Annotated in this window: 15 protein-coding genes; 6 read left to right on the top strand and 9 right to left on the bottom strand. The window is 64.2% G+C overall.

Annotated features, from left to right (window positions below):
• Positions 1 to 66: 66 nt before the first annotated feature.
• Complete coding sequence (locus BLU39_RS23330) at positions 67 to 495, bottom strand: EamA family transporter (RefSeq protein ID WP_092717539.1); 429 nt, start codon at positions 493 to 495, stop codon at positions 67 to 69.
• A 278-nt stretch (positions 496 to 773) separates the two neighbouring features.
• Between BLU39_RS23330 and BLU39_RS23335 the strand changes: the two genes are divergently transcribed.
• Entirely contained in the window at positions 774 to 2,420 is a 1,647-nt protein-coding gene (locus BLU39_RS23335) for a methyl-accepting chemotaxis protein (RefSeq protein ID WP_092717541.1), read from the top strand.
• Positions 2,421 to 2,424: 4 nt separating this feature from the next.
• On the opposite strand, the gene BLU39_RS23340 is transcribed toward BLU39_RS23335, so the two are convergent.
• Positions 2,425 to 2,850, bottom strand: a complete 426-nt coding sequence (locus BLU39_RS23340; protein ID WP_092717544.1) for a YdgH/BhsA/McbA family protein — start codon at positions 2,848 to 2,850, stop codon at positions 2,425 to 2,427.
• 179 nt (positions 2,851 to 3,029) lie between these two features.
• On the opposite strand from BLU39_RS23340, the gene BLU39_RS23345 reads away from it, so the two are divergent.
• Complete coding sequence (locus tag BLU39_RS23345) at positions 3,030 to 3,728, top strand: glutathione binding-like protein (RefSeq protein WP_092717547.1); 699 nt, start codon at positions 3,030 to 3,032, stop codon at positions 3,726 to 3,728.
• Between the two features lie 7 nt (positions 3,729 to 3,735).
• Here BLU39_RS23345 and uraH read toward each other — a convergent pair whose 3' ends face one another.
• Both uraH and BLU39_RS23355 read right to left on the bottom strand, forming a co-directional pair.
• Complete coding sequence (gene uraH, locus BLU39_RS23350) at positions 3,736 to 4,146, bottom strand: hydroxyisourate hydrolase (protein ID WP_092717550.1); 411 nt, start codon at positions 4,144 to 4,146, stop codon at positions 3,736 to 3,738.
• Positions 4,147 to 4,160: 14 nt separating this feature from the next.
• A complete protein-coding gene (locus BLU39_RS23355; RefSeq protein ID WP_092717553.1) occupies positions 4,161 to 4,655 on the bottom strand; it encodes a GlcG/HbpS family heme-binding protein in 495 nt (164 codons plus the stop codon).
• 141 nt (positions 4,656 to 4,796) lie between these two features.
• Between BLU39_RS23355 and BLU39_RS23360 the strand changes: the two genes are divergently transcribed.
• Both BLU39_RS23360 and BLU39_RS23365 read left to right on the top strand, forming a co-directional pair.
• Positions 4,797 to 5,495, top strand: a complete 699-nt coding sequence (locus tag BLU39_RS23360; RefSeq protein WP_092717556.1) for a heavy metal response regulator transcription factor — start codon at positions 4,797 to 4,799, stop codon at positions 5,493 to 5,495.
• The gene (locus BLU39_RS23365; protein WP_092717560.1) at positions 5,492 to 6,910 is read left to right on the top strand and encodes a heavy metal sensor histidine kinase; all 1,419 of its coding nucleotides are present in this window, start codon (positions 5,492 to 5,494) and stop codon (positions 6,908 to 6,910) included. The genes BLU39_RS23360 and BLU39_RS23365 overlap by 4 nt, the downstream gene beginning before the upstream one ends.
• A gap of 101 nt (positions 6,911 to 7,011) precedes the next feature.
• On the opposite strand, the gene BLU39_RS23370 is transcribed toward BLU39_RS23365, so the two are convergent.
• The 3 genes from BLU39_RS23370 to BLU39_RS23380 all read right to left on the bottom strand — a co-directional run bounded on the left by BLU39_RS23370 (position 7,012) and on the right by BLU39_RS23380 (position 13,344).
• Positions 7,012 to 10,350 (bottom strand): DEAD/DEAH box helicase, encoded by a 3,339-nt coding sequence (locus BLU39_RS23370; protein ID WP_254789048.1) that lies wholly within the window; start codon positions 10,348 to 10,350, stop codon positions 7,012 to 7,014.
• A gap of 188 nt (positions 10,351 to 10,538) precedes the next feature.
• The gene (locus BLU39_RS23375; RefSeq protein WP_092717567.1) at positions 10,539 to 12,245 is read right to left on the bottom strand and encodes a methyl-accepting chemotaxis protein; all 1,707 of its coding nucleotides are present in this window, start codon (positions 12,243 to 12,245) and stop codon (positions 10,539 to 10,541) included.
• A 208-nt stretch (positions 12,246 to 12,453) separates the two neighbouring features.
• Entirely contained in the window at positions 12,454 to 13,344 is an 891-nt protein-coding gene (locus BLU39_RS23380) for a LysR family transcriptional regulator (RefSeq protein ID WP_092717570.1), read from the bottom strand.
• Between the two features lie 114 nt (positions 13,345 to 13,458).
• Here BLU39_RS23380 and BLU39_RS23385 point away from each other — a divergent pair, with 114 nt between their 5' ends.
• The gene (locus BLU39_RS23385) at positions 13,459 to 14,640 is read left to right on the top strand and encodes a serine hydrolase domain-containing protein (protein WP_092717573.1); all 1,182 of its coding nucleotides are present in this window, start codon (positions 13,459 to 13,461) and stop codon (positions 14,638 to 14,640) included.
• Positions 14,637 to 15,827: an MFS transporter gene (locus BLU39_RS23390; protein ID WP_092717576.1), complete on the top strand. Its 1,191-nt coding sequence runs from the start codon at positions 14,637 to 14,639 to the stop codon at positions 15,825 to 15,827. The genes BLU39_RS23385 and BLU39_RS23390 overlap by 4 nt, the downstream gene beginning before the upstream one ends.
• On the opposite strand, the gene BLU39_RS23395 is transcribed toward BLU39_RS23390, so the two are convergent.
• Complete coding sequence (locus BLU39_RS23395; protein WP_092717579.1) at positions 15,792 to 16,337, bottom strand: DinB family protein; 546 nt, start codon at positions 16,335 to 16,337, stop codon at positions 15,792 to 15,794. The genes BLU39_RS23390 and BLU39_RS23395 overlap by 36 nt on opposite strands.
• Positions 16,338 to 16,368: 31 nt before the next feature.
• Complete coding sequence (locus tag BLU39_RS23400; RefSeq protein WP_034754361.1) at positions 16,369 to 16,968, bottom strand: MarC family protein; 600 nt, start codon at positions 16,966 to 16,968, stop codon at positions 16,369 to 16,371.
• Positions 16,969 to 17,003 lie beyond the last annotated feature (35 nt).

Consider the following 17,003-nt stretch of genomic DNA (forward strand, 5'->3'; position numbering starts at 1 on the left):
CTTTCGTGTGTCGATCTATGCGGCGTGCATTCTGACACAGGCGCGCCCCCCGTGCCGTGGAATGCCTCACAGCAGCAAAATCAGCGAGCCGAGCACGATCAATCCGCCGCCGGCGGCCGCCTTCAGCGTGAACGGTTCGCCCAGCACCAGCCAGCCAGCCAGCATGACGAGCGCCACGCTGAGCTTGTCGACGGGCGCCACCAGCGAGACGGGACCCAGCTGCAATGCGCGGAAATAGCATAGCCACGACAATCCCGTGGCCACGCCCGAGGCGATCAGGCAAGTCCAGCCCACCCAGTTGCCGCCGCTGGGGCGCTGCCATTCGGCGCGCAGGGAGATGATGGCGGCCGTCACCAGCAGGATGACGCCCGTGCGTATCAAGGTGGCCATATTGCTGTTCAGGTGAGCGACGCCCAGCTTGCCCAGGATGGCCGTCAGGGCCGCGAACATGGCCGACAGGATGGCAAAGCCTTGCCAGGTGAATGTGGTCGACATGGGATTCCTTGCGCGGTGGCGACGGTAGAGCGACTGTAGCGTAAAAAAAGCACGCGTGCTGACGCTAATTCTATTGCGATGCAGCATGTGCAACGACAACGCATTAACAACACCAGGCACAAATCATTGCTTCCCGGCATTGTAAATATCGGTATTTCGAGCGTATGCTGGTGTCGTCTGAACGGTGCCGCCAGAGCACCGTCGCCGCCGCATTCCTGGCCTGCCGAGCTGGAAGCGGGCCACGCCTTTCGCCGCACATAGATAGTTGGAGACACAGCATGAAGAAATTGACGTTCCAGCAGAAGTTATGGATTCCCCTGATTTGCAGCCTGTTGTGCATCACCGTTATTTTTGTCTATAACGCCCTGGAAATCCGCAAGATCCGCATCGAAGAGCGCAGCGCCGACCTGAGCAATGCCGCCGACCTGGGCCTGGGCGCCGTCAAGATGTTCGGCGACCTGGCCGCCAGCGGCGCCTTGACGAAGGAAGAAGCGCAAAAGCAGGCCACGGCCGTGATCAAGAGCATGCGTTTCGGCGAGACCGGTTATTTGTCCATCATCAACCTCGACGCCGTTGTCGTGATGAATCCTGCCGCGCCGCAAACGAATGGCAAGAACATGGCGGATTTTAAAGATGCCAACGGCACCTATCTGTACCGCGACATCGTTGCCGTCGGCAAGACCGATACGGGCAAGGGCTTCGTTCACTATTATTTCCCCCGTCCCGGCCAGAAGACCCCCGAACCGAAGATGAGCCGCGTGGTGGCCTACAAGCCATGGAGCTGGACCATCGTGACGGGCGTGTACATGGACGATATCGACGCGGCCTTCCGCCAGTCGCTGCTCACCTCGCTGGGCGTGCTGGTACTCGTCTGCGCGCTGCTGTCCGCCGTCGTCGTGGTGATCAACCGCAGCCTGCGCCATGCGCTGGGCGGCGACCCCGAATATGCGGCCGACGTGGCCGAAAAGATCGCAAATAACGATTTGAGCGGCGTCGTGCGCACGCATGCCAACGACCGCCACAGCGTGCTGTACGCGATGAAAACCATGCAATCGAACCTGGTCGATGCGATCAGCGAAATCCGCCACAGCGCCGAGACGATCGCCACGGCATCGAGCGAGATCGCCAGCGGCAATATGGACTTGTCGGCGCGCACGGAAATGCAAGCCAGTTCGCTGGAAGAAACGGCCGCCTCGATGGAGGAACTGACCTCGACCGTGACGCAGAACGCGGGCAACGCCGTGCAGGCAAATGAACTGGCGCAGTCCGCTTCCGCCGTGGCGCGCCAGGGTGGCGCCGTGGTGGCGCAAGTGATCGGCACCATGGACACGATCAACGCTTCGTCGCGCAAGATCGTCGACATCATCGGCGTCATCGATGGCATCGCCTTCCAGACGAATATCCTGGCCCTGAACGCGGCGGTGGAAGCGGCGCGCGCCGGTGAACAGGGACGCGGCTTCGCCGTCGTGGCGTCCGAGGTGCGCAACCTGGCGCAGCGCTCGGCGGGCGCGGCCAAGGAAATCAAGGAACTGATCGGCGCCTCCGTCGACAGCATCGCGGCCGGCAGCACCCTCGTCGCACAGGCGGGCACGACCATGGATCAGGTGGTCGCTTCCGTGTCGCGCGTCACCGACATCATGGCCGACATCACGGCCGCCTCGCACGAGCAAAGCACGGGTATCGGCCACGTCAACCAGGCGATCACGGAAATGGATAGCGTGACGCAGCAAAATGCGGCACTGGTGGAAGAGGCGGCGGCAGCGGCGTCGAGCATGCAGGACCAGGCGGCCGTGCTGGCGCAGCTGGTGGCGCGCTTCAAACTGTCGGCGCAAGAGTCGGGCACGGCGCCGCGCCTGGCGGCAAGCTCGGCTGGCGCACCGCGCGCCGTGGCGAAAAAGCCGCTGCGCAGCCTGGCGACGCGCTAGGGTTTTACCGGGCTGGCGCTGCCGCTGGCGGTGCCGGTTCGAATTCCAGCTTGTCATCGACGACCACGAATTGCCCGACCGGCTGGCCCAGGTCGGCTTTCGGGTCGTTTTCCATTTCCGTCAGTTCATTGCAGGTATTCGTTTCCGCTTGCCACAACTGCTTGCCCATGCGGATATTCCAGATGCCATCGCCGGCCGCAAACAGCTCGACGGTGATGTCGGCCGGCGCATCCGTCGACAGGGTATGCAGGCGCTGGCATTGCGGCAGATTGGTCGCCATCAGCTGCACCTCCACGGTATCTTGCCAAAAATAACGTTGCTGGCGGCGTATGGTCAGGGAATGGTCCTGGCCGTCGAACATGTAGATGGCGAAGTCCTGGACACAGCCTGACAGCAGGACGGACAGCGTGACGATCAGGAGTTTGCGCATGGTCGGCTTTCTTTGTTTGTGCTCTGGAATGTCGGGATGCCTGCGTGACGGTGCGAGTGAATGCTTGCCCTGCCTGGGCGCCGTCTTGTTTTTCGCTTACGTGGCATTATATCCATGCACACCAGTTGCGGCGCGACAATAGTTACGCCCGCCCTATGCCAACGAGCTGAAAGACGACGATGATCGACCTGTATTACTGGACCACGCCCAATGGGCACAAAGTGACGATGTTCCTGGAAGAAGCGGGCATCCCCTACAACATCATTCCCGTGCATATCGGCAAGGGCGAGCAGTTCAAGCCCGAGTTTCTCGCCATCGCGCCGAACAACCGCATTCCCGCCATCGTCGACCAGGCGCCGGAAGATGGCGGCGCGCCGTTGTCGTTGTTCGAGTCGGGCGCGATTCTGCAATACCTGGCCGAGAAAAGCGGGCAATTCCTGCCGGCGGACGTGCGCGGACGCGCCGAAGTCATGCAGTGGCTGTTCTGGCAAATGGGCGGCCTGGGCCCCATGGCCGGGCAAAATCACCATTTCGTGCAATATGCGCCCGAACCCATCGATTACGCCATCACGCGCTACGTGAATGAAACGAACCGGCTATATGGCGTGTTGAACAAGCGCCTGGCCGACCGCGCATTCGTGGCCGGCGACAGCTATTCCATCGCCGACATGGCGATCTACCCGTGGATCGTGCCGCACGAACGCCAGCGCCAGAAGCTGGAAGATTTCCCGCACCTGGCGCGCTGGTTCGCGGCCATCGCCGCCCGTCCCGCCACCGTGCGCGCATATGCGCGGGCGGCCGAGATCAATGTGCAGCCGACCGTCAGCGGCGACGCGAAAAGCGTGCTGTTCGGTCAGACGGCAAAGACGGTGGCCTGATCAACGGTCAGTTACCGCGATACGTGGAAAAGCCGAAAGGGCTGAGCAGCAGCGGGATGTGATAGTGCTGGTCCGTCTTTTCCACGTGAAATTGCACGGGGATTTCCGGGAAAAACGTTTCCTGTTTCAGCCGTGCATAGTGCTCGCCTGTCTTGAACACGATGCGGTAGTCGCCCGCCTGCATGGGCGCATCCACCGGATACATGGCCGCGATGCGTCCCTGCGCATTCGTCACGGCGCTGCCCAGCTGTTGCCAGCCTTCACCGTTCTTTTGCTCCAGGGTGACCGTTACGCCCGCCGTCGGCTGGCCGCTCTGCAAGTCGAGGATGTGCACGCTCAAGGGATTGGCGGCGGCCAGGGCCATGCCGGACAGGCTGGCGAAGGCCAGGGCGGCGGTAATGTGTTTCAGTGTGGTCATCGTCGTATCTTTCTTTACAGGGTAGGGGAATCGAGTTCGGGGATGGCGGCCAGGGCGGCATGGGCGCAGGCGCGGTCTTGCTGCGCGCCACCGCCGCCAGCCACGCCGATGGCGCCGACCACTTCGCCCTTGGTTCGCAAGGGCAGGCCGCCGCCCAGCAGCAAGAGTTCCGGCACGGTGGTCAAATTGGCCATGTCGGGATTGCCGCGCGCGGCCACGGCCAGCGCCTGCGTATCGGTTTTCGTCGACAGGGCCGTGTAGGCTTTGCGCCGGCTGGCATCCGTGTTGTGCGGCCCGACGCCATCGGCGCGCTGCACGGCGACAATATTGCCGCCACGGTCCAGCACGGTGACGACGATGTGCCGGCCTTGCGCCTGGCAGGCAGCCATGGCCGCGTCGGCCAGCTTGTTGGCCGCCGCCAGCGAAAGGTCATCGATCTTGCGCAGCTGGGCGTGGACTGGGCTGGCCAGCAGGCACAGCAGGGTACTGCCGAGTAACAGGTTTTTCATGTGGCTGTCCGTTGAGTAAGTGACGCCAGTATGGCCAGCGTTGCCCTACGAGAAGATGATCGGCGCATGACATTTTTATCATCTGCTGCGCCCTGCGTGCGGCGTAGAATGGTCCAACTTCCCACAAGAAAGCCCCCACCGATGCGCATCCTGGTCATAGAAGACGAACCGAAGACGGGCGACTATCTGCTGCGCGGTCTGGCCGAGTCCGGCTTTACGGTCAGCCTGGCGCGCAACGGCCGCGACGGCCTGCACATGGCAAGTACGGAGTCACCCGATCTCATCGTGCTCGACGTGATGCTGCCCATCATGGACGGTTGGCAAGTCTTGCGCGCGCTGCGGCTGCAAGAGGGCGGCGCGGACGTGCCCGTGATTTTCCTCACGGCGCGCGACGAAGTGCAGGACCGGGTCAAAGGGTTGGAACTGGGCGCCGATGATTACTTGGTGAAACCATTCGCCTTTGCCGAACTGGTGGCGCGCATCCGCACTTTGCTGCGGCGCGGGCCGCCGCGCGAAGACGACGTCATCCGCATCGGCGACATGGAAATCGACGTGATGAAACGCAAGGTCAGCCGCCAAGGCCAGCGCATCACCCTGACGGCGAAGGAGTTCGGCTTGCTGCATCTGCTGGCGCGGCGCCAGGGCGAAGTCTTGTCGCGCTCCATCATCGCCTCGCAAGTGTGGGACATCAATTTCGAGAGCGACACCAACGTCATCGACGCGGCCATCCGCCGCCTGCGCAGCAAGCTCGACGACCCGTTCGAACCCAAGCTGATCCACACCTTGCGGGGCATGGGCTATGTCTGCGAATTGCGCGCGCCCACGGCAGCTGACGCATGAAACTGGCGCAACTTCGCCGCTCGCTGACCCTGCGCGTCACGCTCGTCTTCGTGCTGATCGTGGCGCTCGTGTCGGCCGGGCTGGGCATGCATCTGTACCGCTCGTTTGTGGCGGAAATCGAGCGCCGCGACGATATTCTGTTGCTGGGTAAACTGCGGCAGATCCAGCAATTGCTGGGTAATGCGGGCACCCTCGACATCATCCGCGAACGGCCCCAGTATTTCCGCGACACCATGAGCGGTCAAGAGAATTCGCTGGTGCGCATCGTGCGCGCCGATGGCACGCGTTTGATCGACGTCAATCCGAACGGCGAGACGGTGGCGCATGCTGTTCCCGTTGCCGTCGATGCGCCCGTGACAAACAGCGATATCGTCAGCTGGACCAGCCGCGACGGCTATCCCGCACGCGTGGTGGCGGCCAGCGCGCGCATCGGCGATCCGGCGCAGATGGCGGACATTTCCGTCGCCCGGGTCTACGGCGACCGCACGGCCATGTTTGCCGCCTATCGCTGGCAGATCGTCGTTTCGGTGGCCGTCAGCGCGCTGGTGGCGGCCCTGTTGGCGAGCCTGATGCTGCTGCGGGGATTGCGACCGCTGCGCAATATCGCCGCGCACGCAGCCCTCGTGCGGCCGGGCAAGCTGGAGCAGCAGCTCGATGCGCGCGGCGCGCCCACGGAATTACTGCCCCTGATACAGGCCCTGAACGCCATGCTGGCGCGCTTGCAGGAAGGCTATGCGCGGCTGTCGCAATTTTCCGCCGACCTGGCGCATGAATTCCGCACGCCCGTCACCAATCTGCTGGGGCAAAGCCAGGTCATGCTGGCTCGTCCGCGCAGCGCGCACGAATATGAACAGCTGGTGTCGTCGAATGTGGAAGAGCTGGAACGGCTGTCGCGCATGATCGACAGCATGCTGTTTCTGGCGCGCGCCCAGCAGGAGGAAATGCTGCTCGTCAAGCAAGTCCTGCCCATACAGGACGAGTTTTTGCGCCTGGCCGATTTCTTTGAAGGCCTGGCCGAAGAGCGCGAGCTGGCGCTGGCTTGCCACGGCAGCGGCACGGTGACGGCCGAGCCGCAACTGCTGCGCCGCGCGCTCGGTAATCTGCTGTCGAACGCCATCCGCCACGCGGCGCCGGGCAGCACGATCCTGCTGCGCTCGCACGCGACGAACGAGGGCGTGGAACTGAGCGTGAGCAACCTCGGCCCGGCCATCCCCGCGCGCCACTTGCCCCATTTGTTCGAGCGTTTTTATCGCGCCGACCCGGCCCGCAGCGATTCGGCCGCTTCCACAGGCCTGGGCCTGGCCATCGTCACGGCCATCATGCAGTTGCATAGCGGCAGCGCGACCGTGGCGTCCGATGCGGCCGCCACGACGTTCACTTTAGTGTTTCCGCTCGAGGACTGTAGGTCGGATTAGCGCGCAAGCGCGTAATCCGACATCATGCGCCAACCATATTGTCGGATTACGGTCCTGCGGACCTAATCCGACCTACGCCGTAAAGCATGGTCATGGGGCCGTCAACCCATCTCCACCAAAAACTCATGCATGCCCGCATGCGGCAATTGCGCGCACGCCGGCGCAAAGTGCGGCAACTGTCCCCACAGCAGCGAGTTGCCGACGATGTACACATGGTGCTGCGCGCGCGTCAGGGCCACGTTGAGCAGGTTCGGCGTGGCCGCCGCCCACTGCGCCGCGCCCACCGTGCTGTCGTCGGCGCCGAGGACCAGCATCACGACGCTTTGTTCCTTGCCCTGGAAGGTATGCACGGTGCCCACCATCTGGCTGCTCCACTGGCGCAATTCGCGGGCCGTCGGCGCCTTGCCGTAGCCGAGGCGGCGATCCCAGTCCATGTCCACGATGCGCGAGCGCAATTCGTTGCGCACGGCCTTGAACGGCGTGATCACATACATGTCGGGCAGCTTGCCGTCGCGGCGATACAGCTTCAGCAGCACTTCCAGCACGAAATCGAGTTGCACGGGCACGACCTGCTTGTAGCTGACGGGGCCGGCGGCGTCGATCCAGCAGCTGGGGCCACGCGTGAGTCCCCGCGCGCCGGCTGGCGGCGTGCGCTCGCTCAAGCCGTAGACCATCTTGTCTTCGTAGGCGATGCTGTTGGCCAGCGAAAACATCGGTTCCACGCAGCGGCGGTGCACGCGCAGGGGGCTGCCGATCCACAGCGGTTGCGCGCTATTCGCGCCTACAGTGGCGCCATAGCGGTTGGCCTTGTCGGCCAGTGTCTGCACGGACACGCTTGTCGGCGCATAACTGCCGTCCTGCGTGTGCGGCGACTGGGCGGACAAGGTTTGCACGAGGCGGCCCGGCACCGTGAACACGGGTTCGATCTGCAGCGGGTCGCCCACGACGACGGCGCGCTTGGCGCGCCACAGGCTGCCCAGCGCCGCTTGCGGCACGGCCTGGCCCGCTTCATCGATGAACAGCCAGCCCAGCGATTCGGGACCCATGCCCTGGAACTGGCGCGCGAACGAGGCGAACGTCGTCGACACGACGGGCACCACCATGAACAGGCTGTGCCAGACCATGGCGATGTGCGACTGGTCATAGGCGCGCTTGTTTTTCAGCAATTTGGAGACGGCCAGCAAGTTGCCGCCGAAGCCGGGTCCGCCTTTCTTTGCCACTTCCGCCAGCCATGCTTCATGCAGGGCCAGGGCCTTGGCGAACAGGCGCGAGCGCAAACGGGCCAGTGCCGGTTCATGCCACAGGCCGCCAATTTGCAAGGCGTCGCCGTCCAGCTCTTCCAGGCTCGCCGGCGCGGCGATGGTGGGGAAGCGCATGCGCGCGCGGCGCAGCAGTTCCGTACTGTCATCCCATTCGCGCTGGCGCGATTGCGCCGTGCGCAGGGCGATGTGCAGGCTGTTGCGGGCGCGTTCGCAACGGGGCTCCAGTTCGCCCTTGAGCAGCAGCTTGATGGCGGACACGTCGCGCGCGGCCTGGCGCTGCGCCTCGACATTGGCCACGAAGGCGTCCTTGTAGGCGCGCGCCGGTGCCGTGCGGAACAGGCGGGCAAAGAAACCGGGCTGTGTCAGCGCCACCAGGCGTTCTTCTTCCAGCAATTCCTTCTTGCTGACCAGCAAGGTGTCCTGTTGCGCCAGCGCGTCGGACAGGGCGCCATTGGCCGCATCCATTTCCTGCTCGGCAGCGATCAGCGCTTGCTGGCTGCTGTGGATGAATTCGGCTTCCGTGCACGTGCCCACGGCTTGCCACAAGGCCGCGTATTGGGCGTGCTCGGCCAGGGCTTTTTCCACCACGTGTTCCGTTTCGCGGAATTCGCGCGCGGCCTGGGCAAAGCTCACGCCCTGGTGGCTGGCCAACCACTGGCGGATATTTTGCGCGTTCGGCGTCTTGCGCGTCGTGGTCTTGTCCCAGTCGTCGTCATAGAAATTGCTGACGAAGCGGCGGCGGTTCGCGCTGTTGCCCAGCGCGCAGGACATCAAGCCCCACGGCGCTTCCGCCTCGCCCAGGGCGCGGTTGGCGCCATTGCCGTCGGCCACGATCCGGCGCGCCACGCTTTCAAAATAGCGCGTGCGCGCCCATTCCTTGCCCAGTTGCTTGGGTTTTGGGAGGTCGCCGGAAATGTTTTCCACCGCCGCATTGTTCGACGAAGCGACGACCATTTCAAAGCCCGTCAGTTCCGGACGCAAGCGGGCGATGGTGATCGGGTCGCGCACGCCTTCGAAGGCGACGGCGACCTTGCCGATGAAGGCGTCGCCGGCGCGATCGAGGCAGGACAGCACGCTGGCGCGGCGCACGATGTTGTCGGCGAACAATTCGCGCAACAAGGTCGTCTTGCCCGTGCCCGGCGGACCGTTGACGGAAAAGATACCGCGTTCGCTCAAGCCCGTGCGCGCGCCGTGGATGGCGAACTGCTGCATCAGGCTCATGGCGTAGCTGGCGTCTTCCAGCCAGTGGCCGCGATTCATGTTCGCCGGATTGAGCATGGCGGCCAGCGCCTGGCGTCCGGCCGGGCTGTACAGGTTGATGCGCTCATCCTGCGCCAGCGGCGTCAGGTAGGCGGCGACCGTGGCCGGCAGCTTGCCGCCACGCAAGGCGCGGATGATCTGTTCCAGGTCATCGAGGTAAAAACTGTTGAGGATATCGATAGACGGTTCCGCGACGTCGCCTAAGTCCAAGGTGCGGTTCTGGCTGCTTTCAAGCGCATCGGCCGTGTCGGCGGCGGCGCGTTTCTTGCGCGTGCGCAATTCCAGCACGGCCAGCGGCTGGCCGGCCGACGGGTGGAAGCCGGCCCAGTCGCGCAGCAGGTCGGCCAGGGCCGCGATTTCCATGCCGGACAGGGGAGAGGAGACATTGCCGGCTTCGTCCGTCACTTGCTGTGGCGTGCGGCTGGCCGCGAAGTTGCGCAAGCTGTCCTGCAGCGCCAGCTGGCTGTCGCTGAAGGCGTCCAGGCTCAGGCCCGACCAGTCCGGCGTGCGTGCGCGGCCCAGGGCCCACGGCAAGGTCGACACGGACACGGGATCGAACTGCGGCTCGCCCAGCGCATTGAGATTGATGCGGGCAAAGCACGAGCGTCCCAGCAGTTCTGTTTTTTCTGTTTCGGCAATGTTTTCCGGGCCAGTGGCTGGCGGACAAGCCTTGTTGATTTCCGCCTTGTCGAACACGCCAAGGAACAATGAAAAGCCGTCGATCTCGCGGTCGGACGCTACTTGCCATTGCGTGACGAACTGCGGCGGCAATTGCGCCAGCTGTTCGCGGTGCAGGAGACGCACGGTGGACTGGTCTTCAACGTCCGTGATTTGATTCAGGTCAAACGGGATAAAGAATTCGATCTTGTGCCAATACTCCAGGATAGCCAGGAGGCGCTGCTGTTCTGCCTGATTCATGATGACCAATATTTTGTAAAGCGAGCGAGGATTGTAAAGCGTATGCGCGCTGCACGTTTTGCACTTTTGTCTATTGCGCGGGCTTTGCCGCAAAAAAAGTGGTATTGGCAGACGAAAAAAAGCCAGGCAGCAACTTCCTGCCTGGCTTTCCCTTGGGGAGGGTGTTGCCGGTTGTTAAAACTACTGTATTAAAACTCTTCCCATTCGCTCTCTGCAGCCGCATTGCTGCGGCGTGCCGGCGCGGCCGCGACGGCCTTGCGCGCTGGCGCTGGCTTGGTTGCGGGGCGCGCGATGGCTGGTGCTGCTGGCGTGGCGCGCACAGGCGCCAGCTTGGTTGCGCTGGCGACATGGTTGCCGGTTTTAAAGAAGCCGACCACGTGGGCCAGTTCGCCCGCCTGGTCCTGCATGCTTTGCGAGGCGGCTGCCGCTTCTTCCACCAGGGCCGCGTTTTGCTGCGTCACTTCATCCATTTGCGCGATGGCCATGTTGATCTGTTCGATGCCGATGGTCTGCTCGTGCGTGGCGGACGTGATTTCGCCCATGATGTCGGTCACGCGCACGATGCTGTCGACGATGTCGCCCATGGTCTGGCCCGCTTCATTGACGAGGCGCGAACCCGTGTCCACGTTGGCAACAGAGGCGGCGATCAATTCCTTGATTTCTTTCGCCGCGCCAGCCGATCGTTGGGCCAGGTTGCGCACTTCCGAAGCCACGACGGCAAAGCCGCGGCCCTGTTCGCCCGCGCGCGCCGCTTCCACGGCCGCGTTCAAGGCCAGGATATTCGTCTGGAAGGCGATGCCGTCGATGACGCCGATGATGTCGACGATCTTGCGCGACGAGGCATTGATCGTGCCCATGGTATCGACCACTTGCGAGACGATGCTGCCGCCGCGCACGGCCACTTCCGACGCGCTTTTCGCCAGCTGGTTCGCCTGGCGCGCATTGTCCGCGTTCTGCTTCACGGTCGAGGTCAGCTCTTCCATGGCCGACGCCGTTTCTTCCAGCGAGCTGGCTTGCTCTTCCGTGCGGGACGACAGATCGAGGTTGCCGGCGGCAATTTCGCTCGATGCCGTGGAGATCGCATCCGTGCCGTTGCGCACTTGCGCCACCACGCCCAGCAGGCTGGTGTTCATGGCTTTCAGGGCGCCCAGCAGGCGGCCCGTTTCATCGCTGGAATTGACGACGATGTGCGACGACAAGTCGCCCGACGCGACGGTTTCGGCCACGCTGACAGCCGCATTGATGGGCTGGGTGATCGAACGCGTGATGATCCAGGCAACGAAGGCGCCCAGCAGCACGGCCACGCTGCCCAGGGCAAGCATGGAGGCGCGCGCGCTGGCGCTCAGCGTTTCGGCGTCCGTTGCCGCCTGCGCCGCCTGTTCGCCTTCATACGCGACGAGGCTGTCGAGCGCGCCCAGCACGCGCTTCAGGCTCGGCGCCGCCTGCTGCGTCAAAAAGGCGATCGCTTCGTCCGTCTGGCCCGCATTGCGCAGTTCGATGACCTTGTTGTTCAGCGGCGCGCCCGCTTTCAGGGCCGCGTCCAGTTCGGCCATCAGCGCCGTTTCCTTGTCCGTCGAGATTTTCTTTTGCAAGGTTTCCTTGGCGGCGCCGTACTTCTTGCGCGCTTCGCCAATTTTCGCCAGTTCCGCCTGCACCAGCGCTTCCGTCGGCGCCACCACCACGCTCGTGATCGCCAGGGTGATGTTGCGCACGTTGTCGCTCATGGTATTGGCGGCCGCCATCTTGACGTTCTTGTCGGTCACGATGTCGTGCGTGCGTGCGCTCAGTTGTCCCATGGAATACAGGCCGACGAGCAAGACGGCCACCAGCAGGCCGAGGACGACAGCAAACCCGATCCCGAGCCGGGTGCCGATTTTGAATTGTGTGAGTGACATGATTGCTTTCGTGTTGCGGAAGTGAGGGAAAACATCGGACAGGCCAGCGCTACGGGTTTATACGTAGCGGCGGCCAGCCTGTAATTGTTCCTCAAAATTCCGCACTGCAATACAAAAACTTGTATCAAGTCCGCGAAAATCTGAAAAACTGGTAGCAAATTGTATAAGTTGTCGTGTGGAAACAACGAGCGCGGCGCTGGATGTCGATTCAGCTTTCCGGAAACACGTGGGTGGCCAGGAAATCGATGAAGGCGCGCAGTTTCGGTGTCAGGTGACGGCTGCTGGGCCACAGGATGCGGAAGGCGCCGTCGTGCTGGCGATGGCCTTCCAGCAAGCTCTGCAAGCGGCCTGCGGCCAGCGCGGCGCGCACGGCGAAGTCGGGCAGGGCGGCGATGCCCAGGCCGCTTTCGGCAAAGTGCAGCAGGGTGTCGACATGGTTGCAGTGGAGCAGGGACGGCAAGCCGGCCGCGTGCAGGGCAGGCCACTCGGGCAGGGGCCAGGCCTCGACCTTGCCGCTGCTGGGAAATTTGTACAGCAAACAAGTGTGCTGTGCGAGGTCGGCGGGAAGCAGCGGCGTGCCGTGCCGCGCCAGGTAGGCGGGCGCGGCCACCAGCTGCAGCTGGAACTGGCCCAGCAGGCGGCTCATCAAACGGCTGTCGGCGCTCTCTCCCGCGCGCACGACGGCGTCGTAGCCTTCTTCGATCACGTCGACCCGGCGGTCGCTGAAATCGAGGTCGAGTTCCACCAGCGGATAGGCGCGCGCGAACGCGGCCAGCACGGGATTGAGCAAGCTGCCCACCTGCGGCAGGCTGACGCGCAGCCGGCCTTGCGGCGCGCTCTTGCTGTTCGATAACTCCAGCTCGGCCGCTTCGATCTCGCCCAGGATGCGCCGGCAGCGTTCGAGAAACACGGTGCCTTCGCTGGTGAGCGCGATGCTGCGCGTGCTGCGGTGAAACAGACGCACGCCGAGGCGCTCTTCCAGCCGCGCGATGCTCTTGCCCACGGCCGAGGCGGAAATGCCGAGCACGCGGCCCGCCGCCACAAAACTGCGCGTCTCGGCCGCCTGCACGAAGGCCGTCAATCCCGCCAGGTTATCCATGTCGTTCCTCGTCAATTGCGGATCTCAACGTCCGCACAGACAGAAACTATAGCCTGTTTTTCTTTGATCGCGCCTGCCTTACCTTGGCCGTCTGATCATTTGAAAGGCTCTGTCATGATTTATAACTTCTCTTCCGCGGCCCTGTCCGCCCGCATCGATCCCTTGCTGGACTGTGTTCTGCAGCAGCAGCGCCTGGTGGGCGCCGTCGTGCTGGTGCGCCAGCGTGGCCAGGAAATGTACCGCCGCGCGGCTGGCTACCTGGACCGTGAGGCGGGCACGCCCATGGTTGAGGACGCCGTCTTCCGCCTGGCGTCCGTCAGCAAACCCATCGTCTCGGCGGCCGCGCTGGCGCTGGTGGGACAGCATCGCCTGGGCCTGGACGACCTGGTGACGCGCTGGCTGCCGTATTTTGCGCCGCGCCAGCCGGACGGTACGGTGGCGGCCATCACCGTGCGCCACTTGCTCACGCACACTGCCGGGCTCGACTATGGTTTCTTCCAGCCGCCGGGTGGTCCGTATGCGCAGGCCGGGGTGTCGGACGGCATGGATGCGTCGCGCATTTCCCTGGAGGACAACCTGCGCCGCCTGGCTACCGTGCCGCTCGCGTATGCGCCGGGCGAGCGCTGGGCGTATTCGATTGCCACCGACGTGCTGGGCGCCGTGATCGAAGCGGTGACTGATTTGCCGCTGGCGCAGGCCGTGGAACATCTGGTGACGGCGCCGCTGGCCATGCGCGACACGGGGTTTGCGGCGGCCGATCCGGCCCGCCTGGCCGTCGCGTATGCGGACCGGGCTGCGGGAGAGTCCCGGCCGCGCCGCTTGCGCGACGAGGGCGAAGACCATCTGCCGTTTCTCGATGGCATGGCCGGTTTTACCCTGTCACCGGCGCGTGCCCGCGACGCGCAGGCGTATCCATCGGGCGGCGCCAGCATGGTGGGTTCCGCGCCCGACTTCATGCGTTTGCTGGAAACCTTGCGCCAGGGCGGCGCGCCGCTGCTGCCGACCGGTCTGGCGCATCAGATGGGCACGAGCCAGACTGGGGCGTTCGACTTGCCGTTCTGGCCGGGCCGCGGCTTTGGCCTCGGCTTTACCGTGTTGACGGACCCGCTTGCCGCTGCCACGCCGGAGTCCGTCGGCAGCTGGCGCATGGGCGGCACGTATGGCCATTCGTGGTTTGTCGACCCGGCGCAAGAGCTGTCCGTGGTGGCGTTTACGAATACGGCACTGGAAGGCATGGCGGGGCCGTTCGTGACGGAACTGTGCCAGGCGGTGTATGGCGTGATGGAGGCGCCATGACACGGCCGCATCCCATCGTCTTTCTTGCGCTGGGCCTGTTCGGCGTGTATTGCATCGAGTTTGGCGTGGTCGGCATCTTGCCGATGATCATGCAGCGCTACGGCGTGACGGCCGCGCAGGCGGGCTCGCTGGTGAGCCTGTTCGCCCTCGTCATCGCCGTGGGCGGCCCCTTCCTCGTGCTGCTGGCCACGCGCTGGCGCCGCAAGCGCGTGCTGATCGCGTCCCTGCTCGTGTTCGCGCTGGCCAGCGTGGTGTCGGCGTATGCGCCCCGCTTCGAGCTGCTGCTGGCGCTGCGCATCGTGCCGGCCCTGTTTCATCCTGTGTATTTCTCGCTGGCCATGGTGGCGGCCGCCGCCCTGTACCCGCCGCCGCAGGCGGCGCGGGCCGGCGCGCATGCATTCACGGGCACCAGCATGGGCATGGTGCTGGGCATTCCGCTCACCACCTGGATTGCCGCGCAGTATGGCTACGAGGCATCGTTCCTTGCCTGCGCCCTCGTCAATGCCCTGGCGGCGCTCGGTTTATATGTGTTCCTGCCGGACACGCCACGCGAGGCGCCGATGGCCTACGGGCGCCAGCTGGCCGTGCTGCGCAAACCCGCCCTGTGGCTGACCATTGCCGCCGCCGTGCTGGTGTTTGCCGCCATGTTTGCCGTGTATGCGTATGCGGCCGCGTATCTGCAGCAGGTGGCGGGCTTGTCGGTGCGCCAGACGGGGCTGGCGCTGGTGGTGTTTGGTATCGGTGGCGTGGCGGGCAATCTGTTCGCGGGGCGCCAGCTGGGCACGCACGTGCTGCGCTCGGTGTTGCTGCAGCCCGTGCTGCTGGGGCTGGCATACTGGCTGCTGTACCGCTATGCGGGCAGCGGTATCGGCTGGGCGCCCATGGCGGTGCTGTTGCTGTTCTGGGGCGCGGCGCATACGAGCGGGCTGATCGTCACGCAAGTGTGGCTCAGCCGCGAAGCGCGCGAGGCGCCCGCGTTCGCCATCGGCGTGTACATCGCCGCCATCAACCTGGGCGTGACGGTGGGGACTTTGGCGGGAGGCATGGCCATTGCGCGCCATGGCATGCAGGGGGCGCTGGTGTGCGGCGCGCTGCTGGGTATGCTGGCGCTGGCGGCGGTTGCCGTGAAGGCGTGGCTGTACCGCCCCTCGTCAGTCGGCTATATGGTTGGGGATGCGAAACAGTAAATCCGTCTCGCCAATGTCGATGCCCGCCTGCGACAGCAGTGTGCTGGCCTGGCCCCGGTGGTGCGTCTGGTGGTTGAAGAAATGCATGAGCAGGCTGAAAAACTCGCGCCGGTTCGGTCCCTTGCTGTTGCGGTAGTCGAGCAGGTGGTCCAGGTCTTCTTCGCGGATGGAGGCGGCCCAGTCGATGATGAGCTGGTCCAGCCACAGCCGGTGCGCGTGCATGGCGGCAAAATCCTCGGCCGCGAACAGCGGGTGCGTGAGCGACGCGGGCGGCGTGATGGCGCGGACGGGATCGAGCAGGGGGAAGCCGGCCGGGTGCTTCGCATAGCGCTGCAGCCACAGGGTGTCGCCCACCATCACGTGATTCAAGGTGGCCAGCAGGGAACCGAAAAAGGCGCCCCGTTCGCGCTCCAGCTCGCCTGGCGGCAGGCTGGCCGCCGCCGCGTAGACCTTGACATTCATCCACTGGTTGTAATCGGCCATCAGGCAAATGTGGGCGCAACGGCTCATGCTGGACTCCTTCAGTGGATGAATGCTGATGTTAAACGGATTTCAGGAAGGCGCGTATGCCGGCGAGCAGCATTTCAATGGCCATCGCCGTCAGAATCAAGCCCATCAGGCGCTCGAACGCCGTCATGACCCTTGGACCGAGCGCCCGCTGCAAGCGTTCGGCGCACAGGAAGACGGCCAGCCAGACGACGGCCACGGCCGTCAAGCCCGCCACGTGGGCGATCACTTCGTTCATTTCATGCGAGGAAAACAGCAGCACGGTGGCCAGGGCCGACGGGCCGGCCAGCGCGGGAATGGCCAGCGGCACGATGAACGGTTCGCCGCCCATCTCGTGGTCGCTATTGCCCGCGTTCGGCTGCGGAAATACCATGCGCATGGCGATCAGGAACAAAATCACGCCGCCGCCGATGCGCAGGGCCACCTCCGACAATTGCAAGGCGTTCAGGAAATGGCGGCCGAAGAACATAAACAGCAGCAAGATGCCGAAGGCGATCATGCATTCGCGCACCACGACTTTCCAACGCCGCTCGATGGGCACCCGTTTCAGGGCATTGACGAACAGGGAAACGTTGCCGAACGGGTCAGTGACGAGCAAGAGCAGGATAAATGTCTGGAAGAAATTCTGTGTCATGGTGGCGAGAAGATGAGGTCAACACCGCCGCCAGG

It is taken from the genome of Janthinobacterium sp. OK676 (assembly GCF_900103595.1).
Classification (GTDB): Bacteria; Pseudomonadota; Gammaproteobacteria; order Burkholderiales; family Burkholderiaceae_D; genus Janthinobacterium.

Coding starts and splice junctions, on each gene's coding strand:
- BLU39_RS23395 (WP_092717579.1), bottom strand. CDS start 16,337: ATGAGCCGTTGCGCCCACATTTGCCTGATGGCCGATTACAACCAGTGG.
- BLU39_RS23385 (WP_092717573.1), top strand. CDS start 13,459: ATGATTTATAACTTCTCTTCCGCGGCCCTGTCCGCCCGCATCGATCCC.
- BLU39_RS23355 (WP_092717553.1), bottom strand. CDS start 4,655: ATGAAAAACCTGTTACTCGGCAGTACCCTGCTGTGCCTGCTGGCCAGC.
- BLU39_RS23390 (WP_092717576.1), top strand. CDS start 14,637: ATGACACGGCCGCATCCCATCGTCTTTCTTGCGCTGGGCCTGTTCGGC.
- BLU39_RS23360 (WP_092717556.1), top strand. CDS start 4,797: ATGCGCATCCTGGTCATAGAAGACGAACCGAAGACGGGCGACTATCTG.
- BLU39_RS23335 (WP_092717541.1), top strand. CDS start 774: ATGAAGAAATTGACGTTCCAGCAGAAGTTATGGATTCCCCTGATTTGC.
- BLU39_RS23400 (WP_034754361.1), bottom strand. CDS start 16,968: ATGACACAGAATTTCTTCCAGACATTTATCCTGCTCTTGCTCGTCACT.
- BLU39_RS23375 (WP_092717567.1), bottom strand. CDS start 12,245: ATGTCACTCACACAATTCAAAATCGGCACCCGGCTCGGGATCGGGTTT.
- BLU39_RS23365 (WP_092717560.1), top strand. CDS start 5,492: ATGAAACTGGCGCAACTTCGCCGCTCGCTGACCCTGCGCGTCACGCTC.
- BLU39_RS23345 (WP_092717547.1), top strand. CDS start 3,030: ATGATCGACCTGTATTACTGGACCACGCCCAATGGGCACAAAGTGACG.
- BLU39_RS23380 (WP_092717570.1), bottom strand. CDS start 13,344: ATGGATAACCTGGCGGGATTGACGGCCTTCGTGCAGGCGGCCGAGACG.
- BLU39_RS23340 (WP_092717544.1), bottom strand. CDS start 2,850: ATGCGCAAACTCCTGATCGTCACGCTGTCCGTCCTGCTGTCAGGCTGT.
- BLU39_RS23370 (WP_254789048.1), bottom strand. CDS start 10,350: ATGAATCAGGCAGAACAGCAGCGCCTCCTGGCTATCCTGGAGTATTGG.
- BLU39_RS23330 (WP_092717539.1), bottom strand. CDS start 495: ATGTCGACCACATTCACCTGGCAAGGCTTTGCCATCCTGTCGGCCATG.
- uraH (WP_092717550.1), bottom strand. CDS start 4,146: ATGACCACACTGAAACACATTACCGCCGCCCTGGCCTTCGCCAGCCTG.